We start from the raw sequence: 25,541 nt of genomic DNA on the forward strand, positions 1-25,541 counted from the left end.
GGGTACATATCCGTTATTTAGGTAACGACTACTATTGGTTCCGCCCTTACGGCGGGTCACTTTCGAAAAGCGCGAAAGTAACCAAAGCGCTCTTGCCCCAACACTCGGCACCTCGCCTAGGCTCGGTGTGCCCGTAATCCGACAGGTATTTGGGGGGCCGCCGCTACGCGCCATCCATGGCGCGGGGCGGCTAAACCGGCATCCCTGCCGGTTTACCCCCCAAATCCCTGTCGAATTCCGGCCAGCGTGTTTGACGGGGCGCTTAGGATCAAGATCAAGATCAAGATCAAGATCAAGATCAAGATCAAGATCAAGATCAAGATCAAGATCAAGATCAAAAGCAAGAGCACGGCGGCCTGATAGCCGGCCTGAGTGGTTGAATCAAAAGCCGGTAGGTGTAGGCGCCGGCAAGCCGGCTCCTACAGGGGGTATTTCAGGTTGGGGTTTGCGGGGCTTGGAGGTGCTGGGTCGGGAAGGCCTTCGCGTAGGCGTGGCACACCCGCAACACTTGTTCGTCGGCAAACCGCGCGCCCACTACATGCAAGCCCACCGGCAAGCCATTCGTCGCCAACCCACACGGCACCGAGGCCGCTGGCTGTTGGGTCAGGTTGAAGGGGTAGGTGAACGGTGTCCACTGTGTCCATTCCTCCAATCCGGAGCCGGGCGGTACGTCGTGCCCGGCGTCGAATGCCGTGATGGGCATCATCGGCGACACCAGTACATCGTAGTGCTCATGGAACGCCGCCATGCGCGCCACCAGGGCTGCGCGGGCTTCGAGGGCTGCGTTGAAGTCATCCAGGCTCAAGCGTTCGCCGCGTTGTGCAATACGCAGCAGGCCTGGGTCCAGCAGCTGTTTTTGCGCATCGTTCATGGGTCTTGTCAGGCGTGCGGCGCCGGCCGCCCACAGGGTGCTGAAGACTTCCAGCGGGTCGCTGAAGCCGGGGTCGATTTGCTCGACATGGGCGCCCAGTTGCACCAGCCCTGCCACCGCTTGAGCGACGACCTTGGCCACTTGCGGGTCGACGTCCACGTAACCGAAGTTCGGGCTATAGGCGACACGCAAACCGTTCAGATCCGTACCCGGTGTGAGCCACGGCGTGGTGCGTGGCGCGCCGATCAAGCCGTCGCGCGTGTCCGGCTGGGCGATGGTCTGTAGCATCAACACGCTGTCTTCCACCGTACGGGTCATCGGCCCCAGGTGCGAGAGAAGGGTCATGGCGCTGGCCGGCCACTGCGGCACATAGCCAAACGTCGGTTTGATCCCGAAGGTGCCGGTAAATGCACAGGGAATCCGGATCGAACCGCCGGCATCGCTGCCTTGGTGCAGCACGCCCAGGTTCAGCGCTGCCGCGGCCCCCGCGCCGCCGGATGAGCCGCCCGCCGTGGTGCGTGTGTCCCAGGGGTTGCGGGTAATGCCGTACAACGGGTTGTCGGTGACGCCTTTCCAACCGAATTCCGGGGTAGTGGTCTTGCCCAGAAGCACCGCACCGGCCTTGCGCATAAAGGCGGTGAAGGGCGCGTCGACGTCCCACGGGCCCTCGGCCGATGTGGTGCGCGAGCCCTTGCGGGTCGGCATGCCGACGGTCAGCGTCAGGTCTTTGATCGACGCCGGCACACCGTCCAGCGCGCCGCAAGGTCGGCCGCTGAGCCAGCGTTGTTCCGACGCGCGCGCGGCGTTCAGCGCGCCTTCCGGGTCCACGTGGCAGTAGGCATTCACCACCGGGTTATAGCGTTCGATACGCAGCAGGGCGTCTTCGGTGACGTCCACCGGTGACAAGGTCTTGTCGCGAAAATGCTGCAACAGTTGCACTGCCGTCAGTTGGCCGATCTCGCTCATGCCGTTTCCCCCTGGGCTGCATTGACCATGGCGCGCAGCAATACCGCGCAGCCCGCCGCCAGGTCGTCCGGCGCCGCGTTTTCGATTTCGTTATGGCTGATGCCGCCTTCGCAAGGCACAAAAATCATCCCGGCCGGGCCGAGTTCGGCGACGAAAATCGCATCGTGCCCGGCGCCGCTGACGATATCCATATGGCTCAAGCCCAATACAGCCGCGGCGTCGCGCACAGCGTTGACGCAGACCGGGTTGAAGTCCAGCGGCGGAAAGTCAGCCGTCGGCGTCAGCGCGAAGGTAAGGCCGTGCCTTTTAGCGGAGTCTTCGATCACGCCGCGCACTTCATCGACCATGGCTTGCAGCTTGTCCGCATGCAGGTGGCGCAGGTCGATGGTCATGTGCACTTGGCCAGGAATCACATTGCGTGAACCGGGGTGCAGGCTCAGGCAACCGACCGTGCCGCAGGCGTGCGGTTGTTGTTGATGGGCGATACGGTTGACCGCGCTGACCACCTCGGCGGCGCCGACCAGGGCATCCTTGCGCAGGTGCATCGGCGTCGGGCCGGCGTGGGCTTCGACGCCGGTAAGGGTTAGGTCGAACCACTTCTGGCCCAGGCAGCCCATGACCACGCCAATGGTGGTGGCCTGGTCCTCCAGCACCGGGCCTTGTTCGATGTGTGCTTCGAAGTAGGCGCCCACCGGGTGGCCGAGCACGGCGCGGGATCCGGCATAACCGATGCGCTGCAATTCGGCGCCGACCGACAGACCCTGGTCATCGAGCTTGTCGAGGGTGTCCTGCAAATCGAACTTACCGGCAAACACCCCGGAGCCCATCATGCACGGCGGAAAACGCGAGCCTTCTTCGTTGGTCCACACCACCACTTCAATCGGCGCGGCGGTTTCGATGTTCAAGTCATTCAGGGTGCGGATCACTTCCAGCCCGGCCATCACCCCGTAGCACCCGTCGAACTTGCCGCCGGTGGGTTGGGTGTCGATATGGCTGCCGGTCATCACCGGGGGCAGGGCGGGGTTGCGCCCGGCACGGCGTGCAAAGATATTGCCGATGGCGTCGACACTGACACTGCAGCCGGCGGCCTCGCACCATTGCACAAACAGGTCGCGGGCCTGGCGGTCCAGGTCGGTCAGCGCCAGGCGGCACACACCACCTTTGACGGTGGCACCGAGCTGGGCCAGGTCCATCAAGGATTGCCAGAGGCGGTCGCGGTTGATCAGCGGGGCGTTGCTCTTGAGCGGTTGCGCAAAACTATTCATGTGCAATCTCCGGTCAGGCACTCAGGGCCAAATAACGGTTTTTGATGGTTGGGTCGGCGCGGAAGGCTTCGGCGCTGCCCTCGTAGACCACGCGGCCCTGTTCGAGCACGTAGTGGCGGTCGGCGAGCTTGTCGCAGACCATCAGGTTCTGTTCCACCAACAGCACCGGCAGGCCGTCGTCCTTGACCTTGCGCAGGATCTTCACCAGTTCGTCGACGATCACCGGCGCCAGGCCCTCGGTGGGTTCATCGAGAATCAGCAGCTTGGGATCGTTGAGCAGGGCGCGGGCGATGGCGAGCATCTGTTGCTCGCCGCCGGACAGCGCATGGCCGGCGTTTTTGCGGCGTTCCTTGAGACGCGGGAACATGCCGTAGACGTCCTCAAGCTGCCAGCGGCTGGTCTTGCGCGTGGCGATGCGCAGGTTTTCCTCGACCGTGAGCAGGCGGAAAATCCCACGGTTCTCCGGCACCAGCGCCAGGCCCTGGCGCGCGATTTCGAAGATTTTCTGGCCCACCAGCGCCTGGCCGTTGAAGTGGATCTGGCCCTGGCGCGGGCAGATGATGCCGAGGATGCTGCGCAGAGTGGTGGTCTTGCCGGCGCCATTGCGTCCCAGCAGTGTCACCAGTTCGCCAGGGTTGACGGTCAGCGACACGCCTTCCAGCACATGGCTCTTGTCGTAGTAGGAATGGATATTCTCGACGATCAGCATCAGGCAGCCTCCCCAAGATACGCGGTGCGCACGCGTTCATCGGCACGCACGAATTCCGGCGTGCCTTCCACCAGGATCTGCCCGTGGCTCATCACCGTGATGCGTTGGCTGATGGACATGACAATGCTCATGTTGTGTTCGATCAGCAGCACCGTGTGGTCACGGCCTAGGTCGCTGATCAACTGAGTCATGATCGGGATGTCATCGATGCCCATGCCCGAGGTGGGCTCATCCAGCATCAACAGTTTCGGTTTGGAGCAGATCGACATGCCCACCTCCAGCACCCGCTGCTGGCCGTGGGACAACTCGCCGGCGAGGGTATCGGCGCGGGCAGTGAGTTGCAGACGCTCCAGCACCTGGTCGGCCATCTCCAGGTGTTCGCGCTTGCTGTCGACGCGACGCCAGAAATTCAAGGCACGCGCACCGTCGCGGCCTTGGGCGGCCAGGCGCAGGTTTTCGCGCACGCTGAGGTTCTGGAACAGGCTGGTAAGCTGGAACGAGCGCGCCATGCCCAAGCCGACCCGGCCGTGGGCGGGCTTGCGCATCAGGTTCTTGCCGTCGAAATGAATCGCCCCGGCGGTGGCCTGGCGTTCGCCGGTAAGGCAGTGGAAAAGGCTGGTCTTGCCCGCGCCGTTGGGCCCGATGATGGTGTGGATGGTGCCGGCCTCGACCTTGAGGTTCACGCCGTTCACCGCATGGAACGCGCCGTAGGCCAGTTCCAGGTCTTTGGTTTCCAGCAGGATGCTCATAGCCCTTCCTCCTTGGCGACAGCGGCGGCCTTGCGGCTGCCACGCACCCGTTCAAACAGCGACACCAGGCCGCCCCACAAACCACCGCGCATGAAGATCACCACCAGGATCAGAATCACCCCCAGCAGCATCAGCCAGCGCGGCCACAGGTCGGAGAGGAAATCCCCCAGCAACACGATGGAACCGGCGCCCAGCAACGAGCCGAACAACGAGCCCGTGCCGCCGACGATGGTCATGATCAGGATGTTTTCGGACATCATCAGGTCGATATTCGACAGCGGCACAAAGTGCAGCAGCATCGCGTAGAGCGCGCCGGCGATGCCGGTGACGGCGCCGGACAGCACAAACACCAGGATTTTGAAGTGGCGTGTGTCATAGCCGATGGCTGAGGCGCGGGTTTCGTTTTCGCGGATGGCCATCAGCGTGCTGCCGAACGGCGAAGCGATCACCCGGCGTGCGCCGATGAAGATCAGCAGGAACAGCACCGCGACAAACGCGTAGAAGGCGCGGGCGTCGGCCAGTGACAGCAGCACGGTTTCACCCAGGCGGATCTCCGGGCGTGGCACGCTGAGCAGGCCGTTGTCGCCACCGGTCCAGTCGCTGAGGGTGTAGGCGACAAAGTAGGCCATCTGGCTGAATGCGAGGGTCAGCATCACGAAGTAGATGCCGGTGCGACGGATCGCCAGGGCGCCCACCAGCAACGCCAGGAAGCCACCCGCGATGGCGGCGCCGAGCAATGCGGTGAACAGGCCCAGTTGCAGATGAATCATCAGCAACGCCGCACAGTAGGCGCCGGCCCCGAAGAAGATGCCTTGGCCGAACGACAGCAGCCCGGTGTAGCCCAGCAACAGGTTGCAGGCGAGGGCGGCCATGGCAAAGATCAGGATCTCGGTGGCCAGGGTCGCCGAGGGCAATATCAACGGCAGGCCGATCAGTACCGCCAGCACCCACAGCAACATGGCCTTGGATTGGGTCTTGGCGAACGGCAGGGGATTTTTCTCGCTCATCTCAGGCTCTCCCGAACAGGCCGTAAGGACGTACCAGAATCACCACGGCCATTGCGCCGTAGATCATCAGGCTCGCGCCTTGGGGCCAGAGTGTGGTCATCAGGCTTTGCACCACGCCCACCAGCAAACCGCCGACCAGCGCACCGCTGAACGAACCCATGCCGCCGATCACCACCACCACGAAGGCCACCCCGAGAATCTCCGGGCCGACAAAGGGCTGGGCGCCGCGCAACGGGGCGAACAGTACGCCGGCAACGCCGGCCAGGGCCACGCCGAGGGCGAAGGTCATGGAGAACAGGCGGAAAATATTGGTGCCCAGCAGCGACACGGTTTCGGTGCTTTCACTGCCGGCCCGCACCAGGGCACCGAAGCGCGTGCGTTCCAGCAGCAGCCACAGGCCCAGGCCGACCAGCCCGGAGAACACGATGAGGAACAGGCGGTAGTAGGGGTAGACGAAGTCACCCACCACCAGCACGCCGCGCAGCAGTTCTGGCACGGCGACGCTCTTGCCCACCGGGCCCCAAATCATCACGCTGGCTTCCTGGATGATCAGCGCGATCCCTAAGGTCACCAGGATCTGGAACATGTGCGGCAAGTGATAGATCCGCTGGATCAACACTCGCTCGATGACCCAGGCCAGTGCGGCCACCACCAGCGGCGCGATCAGCAGCGCCAGCCAGAAGTTGCCGGTGAGGCTCACAGCGGTGTAGCAGATGTAGGCACCCAGCAGGAAAAACGCGCCGTGGGCGAAGTTGACGAAGTTGAGCAGGCCGAAAATGATCGTCAGCCCGACCGCGATCAGGAAGTAGATCATCCCCAATCCGAGGCCGTTGAGAATCTGGAACAGGTAAAGATTAAGCATGCAGGAACCCTCTGCAGGAGGCCGCTTGCACGGCCCTGCGCTACCAAATTCAGGGGATCAGCCGAGCGTGCAGCCCGTGGCTTCCACGGGTGGAAACGACTGGCCGGCGCTGAGCACCTTGGCCAGGTCATCCTTGTCGGCCATGTCGGCAGTGGCCTTGCCGATCAGCAGGTAGTAATCCTTGATCACCTGATGGTCGCCGGCGCGGATCGATTCCTTGCCGGTCGGCCCTTCGTAGCTCAGGCCCTGCATGGCCTTGGCCACGGTGGGCCCGTCGAAGCTGCCGGTGGCGATGATGGTGTCGAGCATGATCTTGGTGCTGATGTAGTCGGCGGCCAGCGGATAGGTGGGGTTGATGCCGTATTGGGCCTGGGTGAGCTTGACCAGTTCACGGTTGAGCGGGGTGTCGACCTGGTGCCAGTACTGCGCGCCAAGGTACACGCCTTCCAGCACGTCGCTGCCCAGTTCCTGGAACTGGTCGAGGCCGGCGGACCACACCAACAGCACTTTCATGCGTTCCTTGATGCCGAAGTTGACCGCCTGGCGCAGGGTGTTGGACGACTGGCTGCCGAAGTTGAGCAGTACCAGCACATCGGGCTTGGCGGCGATGGCATTGGTCAGGTAACCGGAGAACTCCTGTTCCTGCAGTGAGTGGTAGCTGTTGCCGATGTGCTCCAGGCCGTTTTCCTTGAGCACATTTTTTGCGCCTTCGAGCAACGCTTCGCCGAACACGTATTGCGGGGTGATGGTGTACCAGCGCTTGGCGTCCGGCAGCAGCTTGATCAGCGGCACCATGGTTTCGCGGATGGCACCGTAGGTGGGCACCGACCAGCGGAAGGTCGCGAGGTTGCAGTCCTTGCCGGTGACTTCATCGGCGCCGACCGGGGTCATGAACACGCCACCCACCTTGTCGACTTCCTTGGCCACCGCCAGTGCCGACGACGACAAGGTGCAACCCTGGAAGAACCGTGCGCCGTCCTGCTGGATGGCTTCCTGCACCTTGCGCACCGCCTTGCCGGCGTTGCCTTCGGTGTCGATGACCTTGTAGTTCAACGCGCGACCTAGCACCTGCGGGTGCTGTTGCACCGCCAGGCGCGAACCCATGTCGGCAAACTTGCCATAGCTGGCAAAGGCGCCAGACATGGACTTGAGGCCGTAAAAGGTAAAGGGCTCGGCGGCGAATGCAGACCGAATGCTCAGCGGGAGGCTGAGGGCGGCGGCTGCAGTAAGACTGGCTTTCAACAACGTACGACGCTGCATGGGGTGACTCCCTGGTTTAGTTATTGGCAGGAGTGGCAATGGCGATACGGTGGAGCAAGGGCCTGTGGGCAGGCCTGTTATTGGGATAACGCGGTTTTGGTTGGAATAGGGTCAAACTGTGGGAGCGGGCTTGCTCGCGAATGCGGTGTATCAGTCACCGGGTGCATTGCTGACCCACCGCATTCGCGAGCAAGCCCGCTCCCACATTGGATTCGTGGTGTCCTTAACGATGATCGAACTCCAATAGAAAATGCGGGCTGACTTCACCTTCCAGCGCCGTCATATGGTGTTCGGCGTCGCACATGTGTTCATGCATCAGGCTGCGCACTGCGCTTTCATCCCCGGCCCGAAACGCGATCAGCAACTGCTTGTGATAATCCAGGTTGGCCGCATCGAACTGCTTGCGCTTGGGCTTGTAGGCCTTTTTCAACACCACCAGGTCACGCAACAGGTCGTTGAGGAACTGCGCCATGAAACTCAGCAACGGGTTGGGGCAGGCCTTGGCCAGCAGGTTGTGAAACTCCAGTTCTGCCAGGCGCTGTTCACGCTGGCCAGCCTCGCTGTCTTCGGGCGCGCTGCAAAAATCCACGTTGTCTTGCAGGGCTTGGTAGTCGTCTTCGCTCAAGCGTCCGAGTACCGACACCGCCAGTTCCACTTCGATGACTTTGCGCAGTTGGTACACCTGCTCGCCGTCCAGGTGCTGGAAGTGCAGGTAGTTGCGCAACGCCCGGCTGGCCGGTTCGGTGCCGGCCTGGTTCAGGTAGGCGCCGCCGCTGGGCCCGGTACGCGTGCTCACCAACCCTTCGACTTCCAAGGCCTTGAGCGCTTCACGGGCCGAGCCTTTGGAGCACTGGAAGCTTTCCATCAGCTCGCGTTCGGTGGGCAAGCGGTCGCCGGGCTTCAAGGCATCGGTGACGATGGAGCGCTTGACCGACTCGACAATCACGTCGGACAGCTTCTGGCGTTTGCGTCGTAGCGGGCGGCTTAGCATAAGTTCGATTTATCGTATTAATGCGGATAAATAGCACTTAATAACGATCGGGGGGCAGCGTCAACGGCGGGTGTCGTTTTCGACGGCAAAAGGTCGCAATCGGGTGGTTACTCCCCGTTGCCTGAGTCCAGGCATCGGGTGGACGGCGGCGGCTGCTTGCCGAAGACCAGGAAATCGCCCACCCAACGGTTGATGCAGCTGCTGGCGTCCTGTTTGGTTGTTTCTTTCAGGCGCAGTTGTTCGACGTGGGGCGCTGCCGATTCGGGCTGCTGCGCATTGACCAGCACCATGCGCGCTACCCGTTCGGGAAACAGGGCCGCGTAACGGTTGCCCAGGCGGGTGGCATCGGCATTGCCCAGGTAGAACAGTTGGGCCTCGCCCAGTTGGCTGCGCACATACTCAAGGTCTTGAGCGGCCTGTTCGACTCCAGTCTCGTTGTCGAGGTCGCGAGGGCTGAGCTCGATGACGTCGTAGCGGTTGACCAGTGTGCGATACGCCGGGTTGGAGTAAGAACCCCAAAGGCTGGTCAGGTGAATGACGAAGGTGCCGCCCTGATTCCTTTTAGGCGCGTCGCCGGCCTGGGCGAACACCACGCCTTCCCGGTTCAGTGGGTCTCGGGCGCCGACGCGGGTCAGGTAGAGGCGCAGGTTGCCTTGCCGGGGGGCTGCGTAATTGCGCGGTACGCTCACGACGCCGCATTGGGTGCGCTGCAGCACTTCGGGGTCCAGGCGTTCAACGGTCGGCAGGGGGCAATCCAGCAGCCAATCGATGGCGGTGGGGGCAATCAGGTCTTGGGCAGCGCTTGCTGTCATCCAGAGACAGGCGCACGTCAGGTATTTTGCGACAGTCATCAAGAGGTCCTGGGCAACCGTGTGAGTGCGGTTTTTTTACCAAGGACCGTTGGTCGAAGAATGTAGGGCGAGAAGACAGCTGGCGTACGAAAACGGAGTTTTGTTTATCGGATCTGAGTCTGCCAGCCGCCGCCTAATGCTTTGTACAGCGCGATGCTGGCCTGTAGGCGCGACAGCCGCAGTTGCACGTTCTGGTCCTGGGCTGTGTACAGGGTGCGCTGGGTTTCCAGTACCGTGAGCAAGTCTTCGGCACCCGCCTGATAGCGGCTTTCTGCAATCTGGAAGGCGGTCTGGGCCTGTTGCAGTTCTTCGCTTTGCCATTCGCGCTGCTGGTCGAGACGCGTGATGCTGCTGAGGGATTTTTCCACGTCGGCAAAGCCGTTGATGATCGCACCGCGATAGGTTTGCAGCAGTTCATCCTGGCGCGCGCGGGCCTTGTCGCGTTCAGCACTTAAACGGCCGTTGTTGAAGATCGGCGCCACCAGTCCAGCGGTAAGCGTGTAATAAGGGCTGCGCAGCACATCCACGGCTTTGTAGGCGTCGGAACCCAGGGTGGCGCCAAGGGTGATGGCGGGCAGCATGGCCGCGCGAGCCACCGTGACGTCGGCCTGCGCTGCCGCCAGCTGTGCCTCGGCCTTGGCGATATCGGGGCGACGGCTGAGCAACTGGCTTGGCAAGCCGGCGCCGATTGCAGGCCAGGTCAAGGCTTGGAACGGTTCGGTGCCTAGGTTCAGAGCCTGTACCGGCTGGCCGAGGAGGGCAGCCAGCGTAATCCGCGACTCTTCGGCCAATTGCTGGATCAACGGCAGTTGGCGTTGCTGGCTGGCCACCAGGCTTTTTTGCTGGGCCAGTTCCAGGGCAGTGGCGGAGCCGGCGTCATAGCGAGTCTGTACAAGGTCGAGCACATTACGCGCATTGGCCAGGTTCAACTCGGCAATCTGCTGGCGTTGCTGCGCGGCCAGGGTTTGTGCGTAGCGGTCGGCCACGCTGCTGAGCAAGGTCAGCTCCACGGTGGCCTGGTCAAACTCGCTGGCGCGCACGTTGTGCAGGGCGCTGTCGCGAGCGGCGGCGCGACCGCCCCAGAAGTCCACTTCGTAGCTGGCGGTGAGGTTGGCGCCGAAATTGTCGACGGTGTCATCGCTTTGTGATGCGTCAAGATCCGGTCCACCCGGACCACGCAACAGTTTCTGACGGCTGGTGGTGAGGTTGAGCTTCACCTCCGGCAACAGCGGCGCGCCGGCGATCACTGCACTGGCTTGGGCTTGGCGCACGCGCGCGGTGGCGGCGGCCACGTCGAAGCTGTCACGCCGGGCCTGGTCGATCAGACGGTTGAGCTGCGGGCTGCCAAACTGTGTCCACCATTGCTGATTGGTGGCTTGGGCGGCGTCGCGTTCGGCAAATTGCCAGGCGGCAGGCGGTGCAATCCCGCTGTCGACCGCTGGCGGGTTGCCGGTGCAGGCGCTGAGTAATACGCACAAGGCGGGCAGGTAGAGGGATCGTTTATTCACTGGTCAACGCCTTAACCGGATCGAGCCGGGCAGCTTTACGGGCCGGCATGAAGCCGAATACGACACCGGTGACGAGTGCGCAACCAAACGCGCCAAACACCGCCAATAGGGAGAACTGCACCGCCACCTTGGCCAGCACCAGCACCCCGCCGACCAACAATGCTAGGGCGATGCCGCACAAACCGCCGACCACCGAGAGCATCACCGCTTCCGTGAGGAACTGGCGCAGGATGTCGCGCTGGCGTGCGCCGGTGGCCATGCGAATGCCGATTTCGCGGGTACGCTCGCGCACGGTCATCAGCATGATATTCATCACGCCGATCCCGCCCACCAGCAGGGAAATTGCCGCAATCGAACCGAGCATCAATGACAGCGTGTTCTGAGTGCGGGCCTCGGCCTGGATCATCGCGGCGTTGTTGGTCAGCTCATAGTCGCGCTTGCCGTTGTGCAGCTTTTGCATCAACTGGTCGATGGCCACCTCGGTTTCGCGGACCTTGCGCGCATCGGCCGCCGCGATCACGACATACTCGGGGTTGTAGTTGCCGAACAGACGCACGCTGGCGGCGGTGTAAGGGATGGCAACGCGGTCGTCACTGTCCTTGTTGCCGGAGGCGGCGCCTTTTTCCGCCAGCACACCGATTACCTGGAATGGCACGTTTTCAATCAGGATGTACTGGCCGATCGGGTTGACCTCGCCCTTGAACAGCTTCTCGCGCACGCGATGACCGATCACCGCCACCGTGGCGGCGGCACGCTCGTCGGCGGCCGTGAAGTAATTACCCTCGACCACCGGCCAATTAAAAATCTCCGGGAAGTTGGTGTCATTGCCCCCCACGTAGGCCATGTAGTCGACGTTGCTGAAGCGCACCCCGACTTCGCTGCCGTTGACCGGCATGATGCGCTGGACCTGGGGTAACGCCGCCAGTGCGTGGACGTCGTCGAGGGTCACGATACCCAGGGGCGTGCGCGGGTTGGGCGATGTTCCACTGAGGTAGATAATGTTGGAACCGAACGCCCCCATCTGCGCCATGACCTGGCGCTTGCTGCCCTCACCGACGGCCAGCATCACCACCACCGAGGCCACGCCAATGATGATCCCCAGCAGGGTCAGTGCGGTGCGGAAGCGGTTGATCCACATCACCCGCCAGGCGGCTTGCACCGCGTCCACCAGCTCGGCTTTCCACGCGCCATTGTGCTCGGCGCCGTCGGCCAGGCGCTGGCGCAGATCCACGGCTTGCAGGGCGCCGTTCGCTAATGCTGGCGCAACGTCGCTGCTGTCCGCCGAGTCGCTGATGATCAAACCATCGCGAATCTCGATGATGCGATTGGCCCGCGCCGCCACTTCGCGGTCGTGGGTGATCAGGATCACCACGTGGCCCTGGCTGGCGAGTTCATCGAGCAGGGTCATGACCTCGGCGCCACTGTGGCTGTCGAGGGCGCCGGTGGGTTCGTCGGCGAGGATGATATGCCCGCCGTTCATCAAGGCTCGGGCAATGGATACCCGCTGTTGCTGGCCCCCGGAGAGTTGGTGCGGACGGTTGCCGGTGCGTTCGGCCAGGCCCAGGCGCGTGAGCAGGGCGTTGGCGCGGGCATGGCGCTCGGCGGCGCTGATGCCGGCGTAGATCGCCGGCATCTCGACGTTCTCCTGGGCCGAGCCCGACGGGATCAGGTGGTAGCCCTGGAACACGAACCCGAACGCTTCGCGGCGCAGCCAGGCCAGTTCATCGCTGTCCAGGTGGGCGACGTTTTCCCCGGCGAACAGGTAGTCGCCTGTGCTGGGGCGGTCGAGACAGCCAAGGATATTCATCAACGTGGACTTGCCGGAGCCGGAGGCGCCGACGATGGCGACGAACTCCCCGGCATGGATCGACAGGTCGATGCCGCGCAACACGTCGACCTGCGGACTGTCGCCGCCGCCGTAGGATTTGCGGATGTTCTTGAGTTCGATCAGGGGCGTGGTCACCTCAACCCCCGTTGCCGTCGGCGGGGCCGATCAGCAGGTGATCGCCTTCGCTCAAGCCGTCGAGCACCTGGACGCGCAGGCGGTCGCTGATGCCCACCTGCACCTGGCGCTGCTCGATACGGCCGTTCTTGCCCACGACCTGGGCGATCTGCTGGTTGGCGTTCGCCGTGCCCGATAACGCGGCAACCGGCGCGGTGAGCGCATCCTTGACTTGGCTGGCGACGAAAAATACCTGGGTGGTCATTTCGGCCATCAGCGCGTTGTCGCTGTTGTCCACGTCCAGCAGCACGGTGTACAGCACCACGCGGCCGCTGCCGCTTTTACTGGTGCTGTTGGGGCTGCCGCTGCCTTGGGTTTCATTCAACGGCTTGGGCGGGATCGGCAGGATCTGCCGCACGGTGCTGGTCCAGCGTCGGTTACCGCCGCTCAAGGTAGTGAAGTACGCGGTCATGCCGGGTTTGACGTGGCCAATATCGGCCTCCGAGACTTCTGCCCACACCGTCATCGGCGACAGCTTGGCGATGCGCAGGATCAACGGCGTCTGCTGCTGGGCATTGAGGGTTTGGCCAACCCGCGCGTCCACCGCGACCACGGTGCCGGTCATGGGCGCGTAGATGCGTGTGTAGCCCAATTCCGCTTCGTCACTGCGCAGGCTGGCCTGGGCTTGCAGGATCTGCGCCTGGAACATGTCGACCCGGGCCTGGGTAGCGCTCAGTTCGGCCTTCGCGGTTTGCACGTCTTCCTCACGGGTGGCGTTTGCGGCGGTCAGGCGTTGCTGGCGCTGGTACTTCTGGCGTGCCAATTCGTGCTGAGCCTTTTGTTCCTGCAACTGGGCCTTGAGGTTTTCGATGGCGTAGCGGCTGGCGTCCAGCTTGGCTTTTTGCGTGGACGGATCGATCTCAACCAGCAATTGGCCTTCCTCGACCTGGTCGCCGGCTTCGACGTGGATTTTGCGGATCTGGCCAGAGGCCTGGGCACCGACGTCCACATAGCGACGCGGTTGTAGGGTGCCCAAGGCGGTCACGCTGTTTTCGATACTGCCGCGGGTGACGGTGACGGTGGTGAGAGTGTCACGCCCCGGCGGCAGCACCTGCCAGGCCGCGACGGCGATAAAAGGGATCAGGCACGCGATAACAAGCAAGGCGCGTCGGGCAGGTCGAGGGCGTTTCATGCTTTGGTTCCAGCCAGGAAAGTTCGGACCGCAGTTGCGGGGAGCTGACAAGTAAACGAGGGAATTGCGCGGGGATTTAGGCGGTTACATAAGCAGTTACAGCTCCCTTGAAGAAAAAAATCGTCCGTTGATGCAAGTCTGCTTTAAAAGTAGATGAGAATTACTATAAATTGCACGCACTCAAACTGCCATCACCGAACGGGTTGATTTAAGTGTAGGAGCGAGCTTGCCCGCGAGGGACGTTCAGGCGCTGCGTTTATCCTGAATGCTCGCGATATCATTAACGGTCTTCGCAAGCACGCTCGCGTCTACAGGCTGTTTTTTGCACCCAGGGACCAAATGCCGCCACCCGGCGGTCGGGAGTCATGTTGGAAAACTACTATCGCGAGCTGGTGTGTTTCCTCAACGCCAAGCTGGGCAACCGTCAGGTGGCCGAGGATGTGGTGCATGACGCTTATGTCCGGGTGCTGGAGCGTTCCAGCGACACGCCCATCGAACAACCCCGTGCCTTTTTGTACCGCACCGCATTGAATCTGGTGATCGATGGACATCGGCGCAATGCCTTGCGCCAGGTTGAACCCCTGGACGTGCTGGATGCCGAAGAGCGCTTCGCCAGCAGTTCGCCTCACTCCCACCACGATCACGGCCAGCGCCTGGAACTGCTCGAACGCGCCCTGGCCGAGCTGCCGCCGGCCTGTCGCGACAGCTTCCTGCTGCGCAAACTCGAAGGCCTGACCCACCTGCAGATCGCCGAACGCCTGAGCATTTCCCGCGCCATGGTGGAGAAACACATCGTCAATGCCATGAAGCACTGCCGGGTGCGGATGCGCGAGTGGGAAACGCACTGATCGAAGATCAGTTAAATTTTATTTCATTGTCCTCGTTTCCTATCAACACACGACCTGTTGTTCAGGTCTTGAAGGTATTCCCGCCCCACCGCCAAGGGGCTTATCCAGAGGACACTGGAATGACACAGGCAATTGCTTCGCCCGCGGTTCACGACCTGATCGGTATCGGTTTCGGCCCTTCGAACCTGGCGCTGGCCATCGCCCTGCAGGAGCGCGAAAAGGCCCAGGGCAAACTGGATGTGCTGTTTCTCGACAAACAGGCCGACTACCGCTGGCACGGCAACACCCTGGTGACCCAGAGCGAGCTGCAGATTTCATTCCTCAAGGACCTGGTGACCCTGCGCAACCCCACCAGCCCGTATTCCTTCGTTAATTACCTGAAAGCCCACGACCGCTTGGTGGACTTCATCAACCTGGGCACCTTCTACCCGTGCCGCATGGAGTACAACGACTACCTGCGCTGGGTCGCCGGGCAGTTTCAGGCCCAGGCGCGCTACGGCGAGGAAGTGCTGTCCATCGAGCCGATCCTGCACCAGCAGCAGGTTGAAGCGCTGCGTGTGATTTCCCGCGATGCGCTGGGGGAGCAACATGTACGCACCACCCGTTCGGTGGTGGTCAGCGCCGGGGGCACGCCGCGTATTCCCGAAGCGTTCAAGGCGCTCAAGGGCGATAGCCGGGTGTTCCACCATTCCCAATACTTGGAGCGGATGGCCAGCCAGCCATGTGTCGAGGGCAAGGCCATGCGCATCGCCATCATCGGCGGTGGCCAGAGCGCGGCAGAAGCCTTTATCGACCTGAACGACAGCTTCCCGTCGGTGCAGGTCGACATGATTCTGCGCGGTTCGGCGCTCAAACCCGCCGATGACAGCCCGTTCGTCAACGAAGTGTTCTCGCCGGCCTTCACCGACCTGGTGTTCCAGCAAGAGGGCGCCGAGCGTGAGCGCCTGGTCGCCGAGTACCAGAACACCAACTATTCGGTGGTGGACCTGGACTTGATCGAGCGTATCTACGGCATCTTCTACCGCCAGAAGGTCTCCGGCATCGCCCGCCAGGCGTTCCGCACCCTGACCGTGGTCGAGAAGGCCACACCAGGCCCGTTGGGCATCGAACTGGTGCTGCGCAACAACGCCAACGGCGACACCAGCGTCAACCACTACGACGCGGTGATTCTCGCCACCGGCTACGAGCGCCAGACACACCGCGCGCTGCTGGCGCCATTGGAAGACTACCTGGGCGACTTCGACGTGGCGCGCGACTATCGCATCGTCACCGACGAGCGTTGCAACGCCGGTATCTACATCCAGGGCTTCAGCCAGGCCAGCCATGGGTTGAGCGATACCCTGCTGTCGGTACTGCCGATTCGGGCGGATGAGATTGCGGCGTCGCTGTATGCGCTGGACCGTGGGCGCGGCAAGGGTCGTTCGGTGCAGGATTTGTTGCTCGCCACCGCGAGCTGAAACGCGCTCCTACAAACGGCACTTGTGGCAACGAGTGGCTATTGGTACTGTACAAAAAACCAGTATCGGTAGCCCCCATGCAGTTGATCGAAAAACTCAGCATCCTCGCCGACGCCGCCAAGTACGATGCCTCGTGCGCCAGCAGTGGTGCGCCCAAGCGCAGCTCCGAGGGCAAGGCGGGGCTGGGTTCCACCGATGGCATGGGCATCTGCCACAGCTACACGCCGGACGGGCGTTGTGTGTCGTTGCTCAAGGTATTGCTCACCAACTTCTGTCTCTACGACTGCCAGTATTGCGTCAACCGCCGCTCCAGCGACGTGCCCCGCGCGCGTTTCAGCCCGGAGGAGGTGGTCACCCTGACCCTGGATTTCTACCGACGCAACTGCGTCAGCGGGCTGTTTCTCAGTTCCGGCATCATCCGTTCGTCCGATTACACCATGGAGCAATTGGTGCGGGTCGCCAAACTGCTGCGCGAAGAGCATGACTTTCGCGGCTATATCCACCTCAAGACGATTCCTGATGCCGACCCGGCACTGATCGCCGAAGCCGGACGCTATGCCGATCGCCTGAGCGTGAACATCGAACTGCCCACCGAGGCCAGCCTGCAGACCCTGGCGCCGGAAAAGAAGATCGTGTCGATCAAACAGGCCATGCAGACCATCTACACCGGCGAGCAGACGGTACGCAACGAGCCACGCGCACCGCGTTTTGCCCCGGCCGGGCAGAGCACGCAACTGATCGTCGGCGCCGACGACACCGATGACAGCACCATTCTCCACGGTGCCGAGGCGTTGTACGGCAACTTCAAGCTGCGCCGCGTGTATTACTCGGCGTTCAGTCCCATCCCCAATAGCCCGAAAACCGTGCCCCTGGCCGCGCCGCCGCTGATGCGCGAGCACCGTTTGTACCAGGCCGATTTCCTGTTGCGCAGCTATGGGTTCAACGCCAATGAGCTGTTCAAAGGTCCTGGTCACCTGGCGCTGGATATCGATCCCAAGCTGGCGTGGGCGCTGGATAATCGCGAAGTCTTCCCTCTAGACCTGAATCGCGCGGAACCGACCTTGATAGCGCGCATTCCGGGCATTGGCCTGCGTACCACCCAGCGTCTGGTGGACCTGCGCCGTGAACGCAAGATCCGCTTCGAAGACCTGGCGCGCATGCGGTGCGTATTGGCCAAGGCCAAGCCGTTTTTCATCACCAGCGACTACCACCCGCAACAGGCCGACAGCACCAGCGTGTTGTTGCGCGAACAACTGCGCGACCGTCCTCAGCCGCAGCAAATGGGGTTGTGGGGATGATCAGCCTGGAATGCAACAACCTGTTCAGCACTTGGCGCGATCAGGCGCGCTGGCTGCTCAGCCATCAGGTCGACCCCAGCCAGGTGAGTTGGGGCGAGGCCGAAGTGGCGGACCTGTTTGCCACCGACGAACCGATTCCCGAGGGGATGGGGCCTTTCCAGACACGGGTGCCCAAGGCCCTGCTGGAATTGTTGGAGTCGGCCGCCTGTTACCACGGCGACCAGCGCTGGAGCTTGTTGTATGAAGTGCTGTGGCGCGTCAGTCATGGTGACCGCACGGCGATGCTGGCAGGGGACAAACTGGGCAGTGAGTTGCAACGGCGGATCAAGCAGGTCAGTCGCGAGGCACACCATCTGCACGCGTTTGTGCGGTTCATCGCGTTACCCGCCGAGGCCGGGCTGGAATTGCCCGAGTACGTGGCCTGGCACGAGCCGGCCCATGACATCTTGAAATCGGCCAGCCAGCATTTCATCGGGCGCATGGGGCGTCACCGCTGGATGATCGCCACACCGTTGGACGGTGTGTACTACGACGGTGAGCAGTTGATCCATCAGCGCGAATGCCCCGAGGCCTGGCGGCAATTGGCGCAGAATGTCGAGGATCCACACAGTGCGATGTGGCTGACCTACTACAGCCACATCTTCAATCCAGCACGGTTGAACCCCAAGGTGATGGAAGGGCATTTGCCCAGCCGGTTCTGGAAGAATCTGCCAGAGGGCAAGTTGATACCGGGGTTGATCAGTGAGGCGCGTACCGGCAAGCAAAAGGATGGGCAGGCGAAGATGATCGGGGCAAAGCTGGGCAAGCGAATCGCTCGCGCCTTTTAAGGCTCAGCTGAGTTCCGTCGCTGTGTTCTTTACCACCGCCAACTCCGGATGCGCGACCAGCTTATCGATGTGCAATTCGTCGTTGTTCAACCAGGTCTCCGTCAGCACCCGGTAGTGCTCCATATCCCGGCAACGCATGCGCAGGCTGTAGTCAAACGGACCGCTGATCAACTGGCATTCGAACACCTGCGGGCAAGCCTTGACGCAGGCTTCGAAGGCCTTTTGCGCCGAGCGCCCGCTCTGGTTGGACAAGGCTACCAACACCAGCAATGACAGCCCTGGCGAGACCATCTGCACATCGATGATCGCCCCATACCCACGGATCACCCCGCGTCGCTCCAGCTTGCGCACCCGCTCCAGGCAGGGCCTGGGCGTGAGGTGCACCAGCGACGAGAGCTTTTCGTAGGTGATACGCCCCTGATGCCGCAGCACTTCGATGATGGCTTCATCAATGCGGTCCAGCGTGGGGGAGGAATGGGGTCCGTTGGCCTTGGTATCCATGGGGTTCACTTCAAACGGTTGGAGAGAAATTGCTGCAAGCGCTCGCTATTGGGCTGGTCGAGAATCCTGGCATCGCCGTGTTCCTCAACCCGGCCCTGGTGCAAGAACAACACTTGGCTGGACACCTGGCGGGCAAAGCCCATTTCGTGGGTGACCATCAGCATGGTACGACCTTCCTCGGCCAACGTCTGTATGACTTTGAGGACTTCTCCTACAAGTTCTGGGTCGAGTGCGGAAGTCGGCTCATCGAACAGGATGATCTCCGGCTCCATCGCCAAGGCCCGGGCAATCGCCACGCGCTGTTGTTGGCCGCCGGAGAGAAACGCCGGGTACTGATCCGCCACGCGGCTCGGCAGGCCGACCTTGTCCAAGTACATTCGCGCGCGTTTTTCCGCCTCCGCAGCGCTTACGTCCAGTACCCGGCGCGGCGCCATGGTGATGTTTTCCAGCACGGTCATGTGGCTCCACAGATTGAAGTGCTGGAACACCATGGCCAGGCGTGTGCGCAGGTTCTGCAATTGATCTTGGTGCGGCGCACGGGTGCCGGCGCGGCCCTGGCGCATTTCAATGCTGATGCCGTCCAGGGTGATCACCCCGGCGTCCGGCTGTTCGAGGAAGTTGATGCAGCGCAGCATCGTGCTTTTGCCAGAGCCGCTGGCGCCGATCAGGCTGATCACATCGCCCTGGCGCGCATTCAGGGAAACACCCTTGAGCACTTCGTGCTCGCCATAGCGTTTGTGGATGCCTTCGACTTGAAGCTTGATGGCCGCGGTGACGGGTTGGGCAACGGGTTCATCAACGGGATAAGCGGCCAGGGCCTGCGCGGACTGATTCATGGGTTAGCCTCGGGTAGGAACAAGAAAGCGCATCCAGCGACGTTCGGCCAGTCGGAACAGGCCCACCAGTGCAAAGGACAGCAGCATGTAGAGCAGGGCAGCGATGCCGAACGCCTGGAACGTCAGGAACGTTTCGGCATTGGCGTCGCGGGCCACCTTGAGGATGTCGGCGACGGTGGCGGTAAAGGCCAGCGAGGTGGCGTGCAGCATCAGGATCATTTCGTTGCTGTAGGCCGGTAACGCACGACGCAGCGCGGCGGGCACCACCACGAACAGGTTGAGACGCCAACCGTGCAGGCCGTAGGCGCGGGCCGCTTCGATTTCGCCATGGGGGATATTGCGGATCGCCCCGGCGAAGATCTCCACGGTGTAGGCGCAGGTGTTGAGCACGAAGGCCAGCAGCGTGCAGTTCAGCGCATTGCGGAAAAACTGGTTGAGCAGGGCGTTATCCTGCACGATTTCCAGGCTGTACAGCCCGGTGTAGCAAATCAGCAGTTGGATATACAGCGGCGTGCCGCGAAACAGGTAGGTGTAGACCTCCACTGGCCAGCGCAGCCAGACGTGCTCGGAAACACGCGCGAGCGCCAACGGGATCGACAGGAAAAAACCCAACACCACCGAGATGATGAACAACCACAGTGTCATGGCCACGCCGGACAATCCTGCGCCATCGCTGAACAGATAGGCCAGACCGTATTGCTGGAACAGTTCGATCATCGCGCCATCCCCTTGATGCCGAGGTTATAGCGCCGTTCGAGGCGCTTGAGGACGCGGTTGGACAGGGTGGTGATCACCAGGTACATCAGGCCCGCGAGGATCAGGAAGTACAGCGGCTCATTAGTGGTTTTGCCGGCATTTTGTGCGGCCTTGACCAGGTCCGACAAGCCGATGATCGACACCAGCGCCGTGGATTTGAGCAGCACCAGCCAGTTATTGCCCAGGCCCGGCAGGGCAAAGCGCATCAGTTGCGGGAACAGCACCAGGTGAAAGCGCTGCCAGCGGCTCAGGCCATAGGCGGTCGCCGCTTCCAGCTGGCCCACCGGCACGCTGAGGATCGCGCCTCGGAAGTTCTCGGTGAAATACGCGCCGTAGATAAAGCCCAGGGTGATCACCCCAGCGGTAAACGGGTCAATTTCAAAATAGTCCCAGCCGAACACTTCACTCAGGTCGTTGAGCCACAGTTGCAGGCTGTAGAAAATCAGCAGGATCAGCACCAGGTCCGGCACACTCCGGATCAAGGTGGTGTAGAGCGTGGCCGGCACACGCAGCCATTTGGCGCTGGAGAGCTTGGCAGCGGCGGCGATCAGGCCCAGGGCGAGGCTCAGCGCCAGCGCGAGGAAGGCCAGCTTGAGCGTCATCCAGGCACCCTGGGCCAGCATCGGGCCGTAGCCGTGCAGATTCAGGAATTCGTTCATGGGGAAGGAGATCTCTTTTATGCAGGCGCGAGCTCGCTCGCGCCTACAGGGGACTTTTGCCTGGCTCGGACATCACTCGTGGTAGATGTCCTGATCGCCGAAGTACTTCTTCTGGATCTGTGCGTAGGTGCCATCCGCCTGCACAGCGGCGATGCCTTTGTTGATCAGCGCCCGCAGTGCCTGATCGTTCTTGCGCAGGCCCATGGCGATGTCCAGGGGCAGGGTCGGGTCCTTGAAGGCAGGGCCGGTCTTGAAGTCGCTGCCTTCGGGTTTGGACAGGAAGTTGAGCTGGGCTTCGAGCTTGTCGGTCAGGGTCGCGTCCAGGCGGCCGTTCTGCAGATCGGCGTAGTTCTGGTCCTGGGACTGATACGCCTTGATCTGCGCGCCGAGCTTGGCCAGGTGGGCACGGGCGTAGGCCTCCTGCAACGAGCCTTGCAGTACCCCGACTTGCTTGCCCATGAGGGATTCCGGGGTGTCGCCGAAGTCGGCGCTCTTGCGCGTGATCACGGAGGTAGGGCTGAGGAACAGGCGGTCACTGAAGTCGATGATCTTTTCGCGGGCCGGGGTTACAGCCATGGAGGACATGATCGCGTCGAACTTGCGGGCGCGCAGGGCCGGGATCATGCCGTCGAATTCGTTGTGCACCCAGGTGCATTTCACTTCCAGCTTGGCGCAGATCGCGTTGCCCAGCTCGATATCGAAGCCTTGCAGGCTGCCGTCGGCGGCAACGGATTCGAAGGGGGGATATTCGGGGAACACGCCGAAGCGGATTTCTTTCCATTCCTGAGCGTGGGCGGTTGCGCAGAGTGGCAACAGCAACGCAGCGAAGAGTGATCGCAGTGGAGTCATGTGTAGTCCCTATATTTTGTAATTGATGTCAGGGCAGTCATTGAGCTGAAACAAATCGTTCTTATTGGCGCAGAGAATGCTCCATGGTGGTGCGTTTTTTGTGTCGTTTACCCCGTGCTCAAAGCGCGAATTGCGCTGTTAAAACGGGCAATGCAGCGGAATCGGCTGTGCCACCCGCTGAATCGGCTTTTCACCCACCCAAATCTGGGCCGCCCTCGACGCAGAGCGGCAGGCCAGAGCGTTCTCAGGCGCGCTTTTTCTGCTGTGCGCGAGGTTGTTGTGCCAGGCGTGCGAACAGGTCTTTCGGGTCGGCCAGGTCCGGCACCAGCTCCAGGTCGCTGCCCACATCCAAGGCCTTGGCCACGTCCAGCACATAGCGCAGGGCCGAGTAGTCTTCGATGGCAAAACCTACCGAGTCGAACAGGGTGACCTGGCGCGCATTTTCGCGGCCGGGTTGTTGCCCGTTGATCACTTGCCAGAGTTCGGTGACCGGCGAGTCTTCCGGCATGTGCTGGATTTCACCTTCGATGCGGCTTTGCGGTTCGTACTCGACGATCACCCGGGCGCGCTCGACGATACGTCGGTCCAGCTCGGTCTTGCCGGGGCAGTCGCCGCCGACGGCGTTGAGGTGCATGCCGGGTTCGATCATCTCGTCCGTCAGGATGGTGGCGTAGGCCTTGTCGGCCGTGACGGTGGTGACGATGTCCGCGCCTTTTACCGCTTCGGCGACGCTGCCGGCCAGGATCACCTTGATCGCCGGGAAAGCTTTGAGGTTGGCGGCCAGCTTGGCGGTGGCCTTGGCGTCGATATCGAACAGGCGGATCTCAGTGATGCCGAGCATGGCGTGGAAGGCCAGGGCCTGAAATTCGCTCTGGGAGCCGTTGCCGATCAGCGCCATGCTGCGGCTGTTGTCGCGGGCCAGGTAGCGGGCGACCAGCGCCGACGTGGCGGCGGTGCGAATCGCAGTGGTCAGCGTCATTTCCGCCAGCAGCACCGGCAAGCCGGTGTCCACGTCCCCCAGCGCGCCGAAAGCCATCACGGTGAGCATGCCGGCCAGGGTGTTTTTCGGGTGGCCGTTGACGTATTTGAACGCGTACAGCGATGCGTCGGAGACCGGCATCAGCTCGATCACACCGTCCGGCGAGTGGTTGGCCAGGCGCGCGCATTTTTCGAAATCCTGCCAGCGCAGGTAGTCGGCACGGATGTACTCGGCCATCTCGGTGATGCAGGTTTGCAAGCCTTTTTGCGAGGCCAGGTAGCAGAGATCGTTGACGTCGATATAGCGGGTCATGACAAGACTCCTTGAGTTATTGGACGGTGGCGCGGGCGGGCAGGTGCACTTCCGCCAGCATGCAGCGGGCACTGCCGCCGCCGATGCGTTCGATGTTGTCGATGTTTACCACCACCGGCCGCGTATGGCGTTCCACGTGCTGGCGCTGGGCGGGTTGCAAGGCGCCCCAGGCGCTGGCGGACATCACCAACAGGGGCTGCCCGTCGCGGTCGTGGATTTCGAGCATGTTGCCGGCGAAGCCCTCCAACTGATCGAAATCGAGCGCGAGGATGTCCTTGCCGGTGTCGCGCAGGGAGCGTTCCAGGCCCTGGCGTTCGCTGGCGTCCGGCAGGGCTTGCAGGCACACCACCGAGAGGTCGCGACCGACGCTCATCATCACGTTGCTGTGGTAGATCGGCGCGTGATGGCGGTCGACGGCGTGAAAAACGCAGAGCTGGTAGTCGAGGCGTTCGGCGAACTGGCGCAGGGCGTCCTGGTGAGTGCGCCCGGAGTGGCAGGCGTAGCTGATGCGGTGTTGGCGGTCGAGCACCATGCTGCCGGTGCCTTCGAGGAAGATGTTCTGCTGTTCCAGGTGGCTGAGATCAATGGTGCTGTTGATCGCAAAACGTTGCTCCAGCACTTGCAGCACGCCTTTGTTGCGCTCCAGTCGTCGGTTCTGGCCTTCCATCGGGTACAGCACCAGGCTGCCGTCGGCGTGGCTGCTCCACCAGTTGTTGGGGAATATCGAGTCGGGGGTGTGGGGCGCCGGCGTGTCCTGCACCACCAGCACTTCCACGCCGTGCCGGCGTAGGGTGTCGACATAGCCGTCGAACTCTTCCAGCGCTTTCTGCTGTGCGCCGAGTGGGTCGAGGGGTTGGCGTTGGAAGCGGTTGTTGATCGCGGTGTCCGGGTTGAAGGCAAAGCGCGCCGGGCGAATCATCAAGACGGTATTGGTGGTTTGCATGGGTGCACGAATCCATGGGTTGAACTGTGGGGCTATTTTGTGGGTTGTGCGGGGTGAATCCCGGCTGAAACCGGGAAGCGGGTCAGCCGGGAAAGCTGAAGAGTGGGGTGAGGCAGCCGAATCGGCTGTTCGGGCGAGCGCAGGTCAAAATTGCTATTGTGCGGGTTGTTCAAACGCAGTCAGCCAGGAGGAATCATGTCTACCGCCGTTCGCCTCGCCCAGGCAGCCGATGCCGAGGGCATCAGCCAGGTCATCCTGGCGGCCTTGCATAGCAGCAATGCGCGGGATTATCCGGCGGATGTGATTGCGCGGGTGGCCAGTAACTTCACACCGGATGCGGTGCTGGCCTTGCTCAAGCGTCGCCAGGTACTGGTGGCAATTCAAGATCATGTGATCGTCGCCACCGCCGCCCTCGACGGTAATGTGGTGCGCTCGGTGTTCGTCAATCCAGCGCTGCAAGGGCAGGGGATCGGTCGCCTGCTGATGATCGAGATCGAACTGCGCGCCCGCGAGGCTGGGGTGACGGTATTGAGCGTGCCTGCTTCGCTGACGGCCGAGCCGTTCTACACCAAGCTGGGGTTTAACACCGTGCGTGACGTTTACCACGGCAACGAACGTACATTGGTGATGGAAAAAGCGCTGCTGTCCCGGCATCCCATCGGTCCGTATCGCGACCGTCAGCATCGGGCGCAAGTGGTTGCGCTCTGGCAGCAGGCCTTTGGCTATGACACCGCCCACAACCTGCCAACGCTGGCGATTGATAAGAAGCTGGCCGTCAACGATGGGCTGTTCTTCGTAGCCATGGATAAAAAAGCAGTGATCGGGACGATTCTTGCCGGCTACGACGGTCATCGCGGCTGGCTGTATTCGGTGGCGGTGCACGCCGACTATCGGCGCCATGGCTTGGGGTCTTCGTTGGTACGCCACGCGGAACAGGCATTGACCGCGTTGGGGTGCATGAAGATCAACCTGCAGATCACCGGCGGCAACGACGCGGTGGTGGGGTTCTACGAGGCGTTGGGGTATGGGGTGGAACCGAGGATCAGTATGGGCAAGAAGATTGTAGGGAATATTCCCAAGGACTTGTGAGAACACCCAAATAA

Annotated in this window: 24 protein-coding genes; 5 read left to right on the forward strand and 19 right to left on the reverse strand. The window is 62.2% G+C overall.

Going from position 1 to position 25,541, the window contains the following annotated elements:
- Positions 1–433 precede the first annotated feature (433 nt).
- The 12 genes from BMZ57_RS04235 to BMZ57_RS04290 all read right to left on the reverse strand — a co-directional run bounded on the left by BMZ57_RS04235 (position 434) and on the right by BMZ57_RS04290 (position 14,173).
- Positions 434–1,837, reverse strand: a complete 1,404-nt coding sequence (locus tag BMZ57_RS04235; RefSeq protein ID WP_069672515.1) for an amidase — start codon at positions 1,835–1,837, stop codon at positions 434–436.
- Entirely contained in the window at positions 1,834–3,102 is a 1,269-nt protein-coding gene (locus BMZ57_RS04240) for a Zn-dependent hydrolase (RefSeq protein ID WP_069672516.1), read from the reverse strand. The genes BMZ57_RS04235 and BMZ57_RS04240 overlap by 4 nt, the downstream gene beginning before the upstream one ends.
- 13 nt (positions 3,103–3,115) lie before the next feature.
- A complete protein-coding gene (locus BMZ57_RS04245) occupies positions 3,116–3,811 on the reverse strand; it encodes an ABC transporter ATP-binding protein (RefSeq protein WP_042572037.1) in 696 nt (231 codons plus the stop codon).
- Positions 3,811–4,560, reverse strand: coding sequence for an ABC transporter ATP-binding protein (locus tag BMZ57_RS04250; RefSeq protein WP_010209301.1), 750 nt, complete (start codon positions 4,558–4,560; stop codon positions 3,811–3,813). Before BMZ57_RS04250 ends, BMZ57_RS04245 begins: the two co-directional genes overlap by 1 nt.
- A complete protein-coding gene (locus BMZ57_RS04255; protein ID WP_042572038.1) occupies positions 4,557–5,567 on the reverse strand; it encodes a branched-chain amino acid ABC transporter permease in 1,011 nt (336 codons plus the stop codon). Before BMZ57_RS04255 ends, BMZ57_RS04250 begins: the two co-directional genes overlap by 4 nt.
- Before the next feature lies 1 nt (position 5,568).
- A complete protein-coding gene (locus tag BMZ57_RS04260) occupies positions 5,569–6,429 on the reverse strand; it encodes a branched-chain amino acid ABC transporter permease (protein WP_021492866.1) in 861 nt (286 codons plus the stop codon).
- A 57-nt stretch (positions 6,430–6,486) separates the two neighbouring features.
- Positions 6,487–7,689, reverse strand: a complete 1,203-nt coding sequence (locus BMZ57_RS04265) for an ABC transporter substrate-binding protein (protein WP_010209304.1) — start codon at positions 7,687–7,689, stop codon at positions 6,487–6,489.
- Between the two features lie 223 nt (positions 7,690–7,912).
- Entirely contained in the window at positions 7,913–8,680 is a 768-nt protein-coding gene (locus BMZ57_RS04270; protein WP_010209305.1) for a FadR/GntR family transcriptional regulator, read from the reverse strand.
- Between the two features lie 107 nt (positions 8,681–8,787).
- On the reverse strand, positions 8,788–9,531 hold the full coding sequence (locus tag BMZ57_RS04275) for an alpha/beta fold hydrolase (protein ID WP_010209307.1): 744 nt from the start codon (positions 9,529–9,531) through the stop codon (positions 8,788–8,790).
- A gap of 104 nt (positions 9,532–9,635) precedes the next feature.
- Complete coding sequence (locus BMZ57_RS04280) at positions 9,636–11,039, reverse strand: efflux transporter outer membrane subunit (RefSeq protein WP_045791864.1); 1,404 nt, start codon at positions 11,037–11,039, stop codon at positions 9,636–9,638.
- Positions 11,032–13,002 (reverse strand): MacB family efflux pump subunit, encoded by a 1,971-nt coding sequence (locus BMZ57_RS04285; RefSeq protein ID WP_021492863.1) that lies wholly within the window; start codon positions 13,000–13,002, stop codon positions 11,032–11,034. The genes BMZ57_RS04280 and BMZ57_RS04285 overlap by 8 nt, the downstream gene beginning before the upstream one ends.
- 1 nt (position 13,003) lies before the next feature.
- On the reverse strand, positions 13,004–14,173 hold the full coding sequence (locus BMZ57_RS04290; protein ID WP_010209313.1) for an efflux RND transporter periplasmic adaptor subunit: 1,170 nt from the start codon (positions 14,171–14,173) through the stop codon (positions 13,004–13,006).
- Between the two features lie 365 nt (positions 14,174–14,538).
- Between BMZ57_RS04290 and BMZ57_RS04295 the strand changes: the two genes are divergently transcribed.
- The 4 genes from BMZ57_RS04295 (at position 14,539) to BMZ57_RS04310 (ending at position 18,603) form a co-directional block, all read left to right on the forward strand.
- The gene (locus BMZ57_RS04295; protein ID WP_021492862.1) at positions 14,539–15,021 is read left to right on the forward strand and encodes a sigma-70 family RNA polymerase sigma factor; all 483 of its coding nucleotides are present in this window, start codon (positions 14,539–14,541) and stop codon (positions 15,019–15,021) included.
- Between the two features lie 119 nt (positions 15,022–15,140).
- Complete coding sequence (locus BMZ57_RS04300; protein WP_010209316.1) at positions 15,141–16,478, forward strand: lysine N(6)-hydroxylase/L-ornithine N(5)-oxygenase family protein; 1,338 nt, start codon at positions 15,141–15,143, stop codon at positions 16,476–16,478.
- 77 nt (positions 16,479–16,555) lie between these two features.
- Positions 16,556–17,776 carry a putative DNA modification/repair radical SAM protein gene (locus BMZ57_RS04305; RefSeq protein ID WP_010209318.1) on the forward strand — a complete coding sequence of 407 codons (1,221 nt, stop codon included), beginning with the start codon at positions 16,556–16,558 and terminating at the stop codon, positions 17,774–17,776.
- Entirely contained in the window at positions 17,773–18,603 is an 831-nt protein-coding gene (locus BMZ57_RS04310; RefSeq protein WP_010209319.1) for a TIGR03915 family putative DNA repair protein, read from the forward strand. Before BMZ57_RS04305 ends, BMZ57_RS04310 begins: the two co-directional genes overlap by 4 nt.
- Positions 18,604–18,606: 3 nt before the next feature.
- On the opposite strand, the gene BMZ57_RS04315 is transcribed toward BMZ57_RS04310, so the two are convergent.
- The 7 genes from BMZ57_RS04315 to ctlX all read right to left on the reverse strand — a co-directional run bounded on the left by BMZ57_RS04315 (position 18,607) and on the right by ctlX (position 24,438).
- Positions 18,607–19,104, reverse strand: coding sequence for an Lrp/AsnC family transcriptional regulator (locus BMZ57_RS04315; RefSeq protein WP_010209320.1), 498 nt, complete (start codon positions 19,102–19,104; stop codon positions 18,607–18,609).
- A 5-nt stretch (positions 19,105–19,109) separates the two neighbouring features.
- Positions 19,110–19,940, reverse strand: a complete 831-nt coding sequence (locus BMZ57_RS04320; RefSeq protein WP_010209321.1) for an ABC transporter ATP-binding protein — start codon at positions 19,938–19,940, stop codon at positions 19,110–19,112.
- 3 nt (positions 19,941–19,943) lie between these two features.
- Positions 19,944–20,657, reverse strand: coding sequence for an ABC transporter permease (locus tag BMZ57_RS04325; protein WP_010209322.1), 714 nt, complete (start codon positions 20,655–20,657; stop codon positions 19,944–19,946).
- The gene (locus BMZ57_RS04330) at positions 20,654–21,355 is read right to left on the reverse strand and encodes an ABC transporter permease (protein WP_010209323.1); all 702 of its coding nucleotides are present in this window, start codon (positions 21,353–21,355) and stop codon (positions 20,654–20,656) included. Before BMZ57_RS04330 ends, BMZ57_RS04325 begins: the two co-directional genes overlap by 4 nt.
- A 72-nt stretch (positions 21,356–21,427) precedes the next feature.
- A complete protein-coding gene (locus BMZ57_RS04335) occupies positions 21,428–22,204 on the reverse strand; it encodes an ABC transporter substrate-binding protein (RefSeq protein WP_010209324.1) in 777 nt (258 codons plus the stop codon).
- A gap of 244 nt (positions 22,205–22,448) precedes the next feature.
- Positions 22,449–23,495 carry an ornithine cyclodeaminase gene (ocd, locus tag BMZ57_RS04340; protein ID WP_069672517.1) on the reverse strand — a complete coding sequence of 349 codons (1,047 nt, stop codon included), beginning with the start codon at positions 23,493–23,495 and terminating at the stop codon, positions 22,449–22,451.
- Between the two features lie 16 nt (positions 23,496–23,511).
- Positions 23,512–24,438, reverse strand: a complete 927-nt coding sequence (gene ctlX / locus BMZ57_RS04345; protein ID WP_010209327.1) for a citrulline utilization hydrolase CtlX — start codon at positions 24,436–24,438, stop codon at positions 23,512–23,514.
- 195 nt (positions 24,439–24,633) lie between these two features.
- Between ctlX and BMZ57_RS04350 the strand changes: the two genes are divergently transcribed.
- The gene (locus tag BMZ57_RS04350) at positions 24,634–25,527 is read left to right on the forward strand and encodes a GNAT family acetyltransferase (RefSeq protein ID WP_074900420.1); all 894 of its coding nucleotides are present in this window, start codon (positions 24,634–24,636) and stop codon (positions 25,525–25,527) included.
- Positions 25,528–25,541: the final 14 nt, after the last annotated feature.

Source organism: Pseudomonas simiae, assembly GCF_900111895.1.
GTDB classification, from domain to species: Bacteria; Pseudomonadota; Gammaproteobacteria; order Pseudomonadales; family Pseudomonadaceae; genus Aquipseudomonas; species Aquipseudomonas simiae.

Bases quoted from the DNA above. Each gene is read 5' to 3' on its own strand.
- BMZ57_RS04235 (WP_069672515.1), bottom strand. From the start codon at position 1,837: ATGAGCGAGATCGGCCAACTGACGGCAGTGCAACTGTTGCAGCATTTT.
- BMZ57_RS04240 (WP_069672516.1), bottom strand. From the start codon at position 3,102: ATGAATAGTTTTGCGCAACCGCTCAAGAGCAACGCCCCGCTGATCAAC.
- BMZ57_RS04245 (WP_042572037.1), bottom strand. From the start codon at position 3,811: ATGCTGATCGTCGAGAATATCCATTCCTACTACGACAAGAGCCATGTG.
- BMZ57_RS04250 (WP_010209301.1), bottom strand. From the start codon at position 4,560: ATGAGCATCCTGCTGGAAACCAAAGACCTGGAACTGGCCTACGGCGCG.
- BMZ57_RS04255 (WP_042572038.1), bottom strand. From the start codon at position 5,567: ATGAGCGAGAAAAATCCCCTGCCGTTCGCCAAGACCCAATCCAAGGCC.
- BMZ57_RS04260 (WP_021492866.1), bottom strand. From the start codon at position 6,429: ATGCTTAATCTTTACCTGTTCCAGATTCTCAACGGCCTCGGATTGGGG.
- BMZ57_RS04265 (WP_010209304.1), bottom strand. From the start codon at position 7,689: ATGCAGCGTCGTACGTTGTTGAAAGCCAGTCTTACTGCAGCCGCCGCC.
- BMZ57_RS04270 (WP_010209305.1), bottom strand. From the start codon at position 8,680: ATGCTAAGCCGCCCGCTACGACGCAAACGCCAGAAGCTGTCCGACGTG.
- BMZ57_RS04275 (WP_010209307.1), bottom strand. From the start codon at position 9,531: ATGACTGTCGCAAAATACCTGACGTGCGCCTGTCTCTGGATGACAGCA.
- BMZ57_RS04290 (WP_010209313.1), bottom strand. From the start codon at position 14,173: ATGAAACGCCCTCGACCTGCCCGACGCGCCTTGCTTGTTATCGCGTGC.
- BMZ57_RS04295 (WP_021492862.1), top strand. From the start codon at position 14,539: ATGTTGGAAAACTACTATCGCGAGCTGGTGTGTTTCCTCAACGCCAAG.
- BMZ57_RS04300 (WP_010209316.1), top strand. From the start codon at position 15,141: ATGACACAGGCAATTGCTTCGCCCGCGGTTCACGACCTGATCGGTATC.
- BMZ57_RS04305 (WP_010209318.1), top strand. From the start codon at position 16,556: ATGCAGTTGATCGAAAAACTCAGCATCCTCGCCGACGCCGCCAAGTAC.
- BMZ57_RS04310 (WP_010209319.1), top strand. From the start codon at position 17,773: ATGATCAGCCTGGAATGCAACAACCTGTTCAGCACTTGGCGCGATCAG.
- BMZ57_RS04315 (WP_010209320.1), bottom strand. From the start codon at position 19,104: ATGGATACCAAGGCCAACGGACCCCATTCCTCCCCCACGCTGGACCGC.
- BMZ57_RS04320 (WP_010209321.1), bottom strand. From the start codon at position 19,940: ATGAATCAGTCCGCGCAGGCCCTGGCCGCTTATCCCGTTGATGAACCC.
- BMZ57_RS04325 (WP_010209322.1), bottom strand. From the start codon at position 20,657: ATGATCGAACTGTTCCAGCAATACGGTCTGGCCTATCTGTTCAGCGAT.
- BMZ57_RS04330 (WP_010209323.1), bottom strand. From the start codon at position 21,355: ATGAACGAATTCCTGAATCTGCACGGCTACGGCCCGATGCTGGCCCAG.
- BMZ57_RS04335 (WP_010209324.1), bottom strand. From the start codon at position 22,204: ATGACTCCACTGCGATCACTCTTCGCTGCGTTGCTGTTGCCACTCTGC.
- ocd (WP_069672517.1), bottom strand. From the start codon at position 23,495: ATGACCCGCTATATCGACGTCAACGATCTCTGCTACCTGGCCTCGCAA.
- ctlX (WP_010209327.1), bottom strand. From the start codon at position 24,438: ATGCAAACCACCAATACCGTCTTGATGATTCGCCCGGCGCGCTTTGCC.
- BMZ57_RS04350 (WP_074900420.1), top strand. From the start codon at position 24,634: ATGTCTACCGCCGTTCGCCTCGCCCAGGCAGCCGATGCCGAGGGCATC.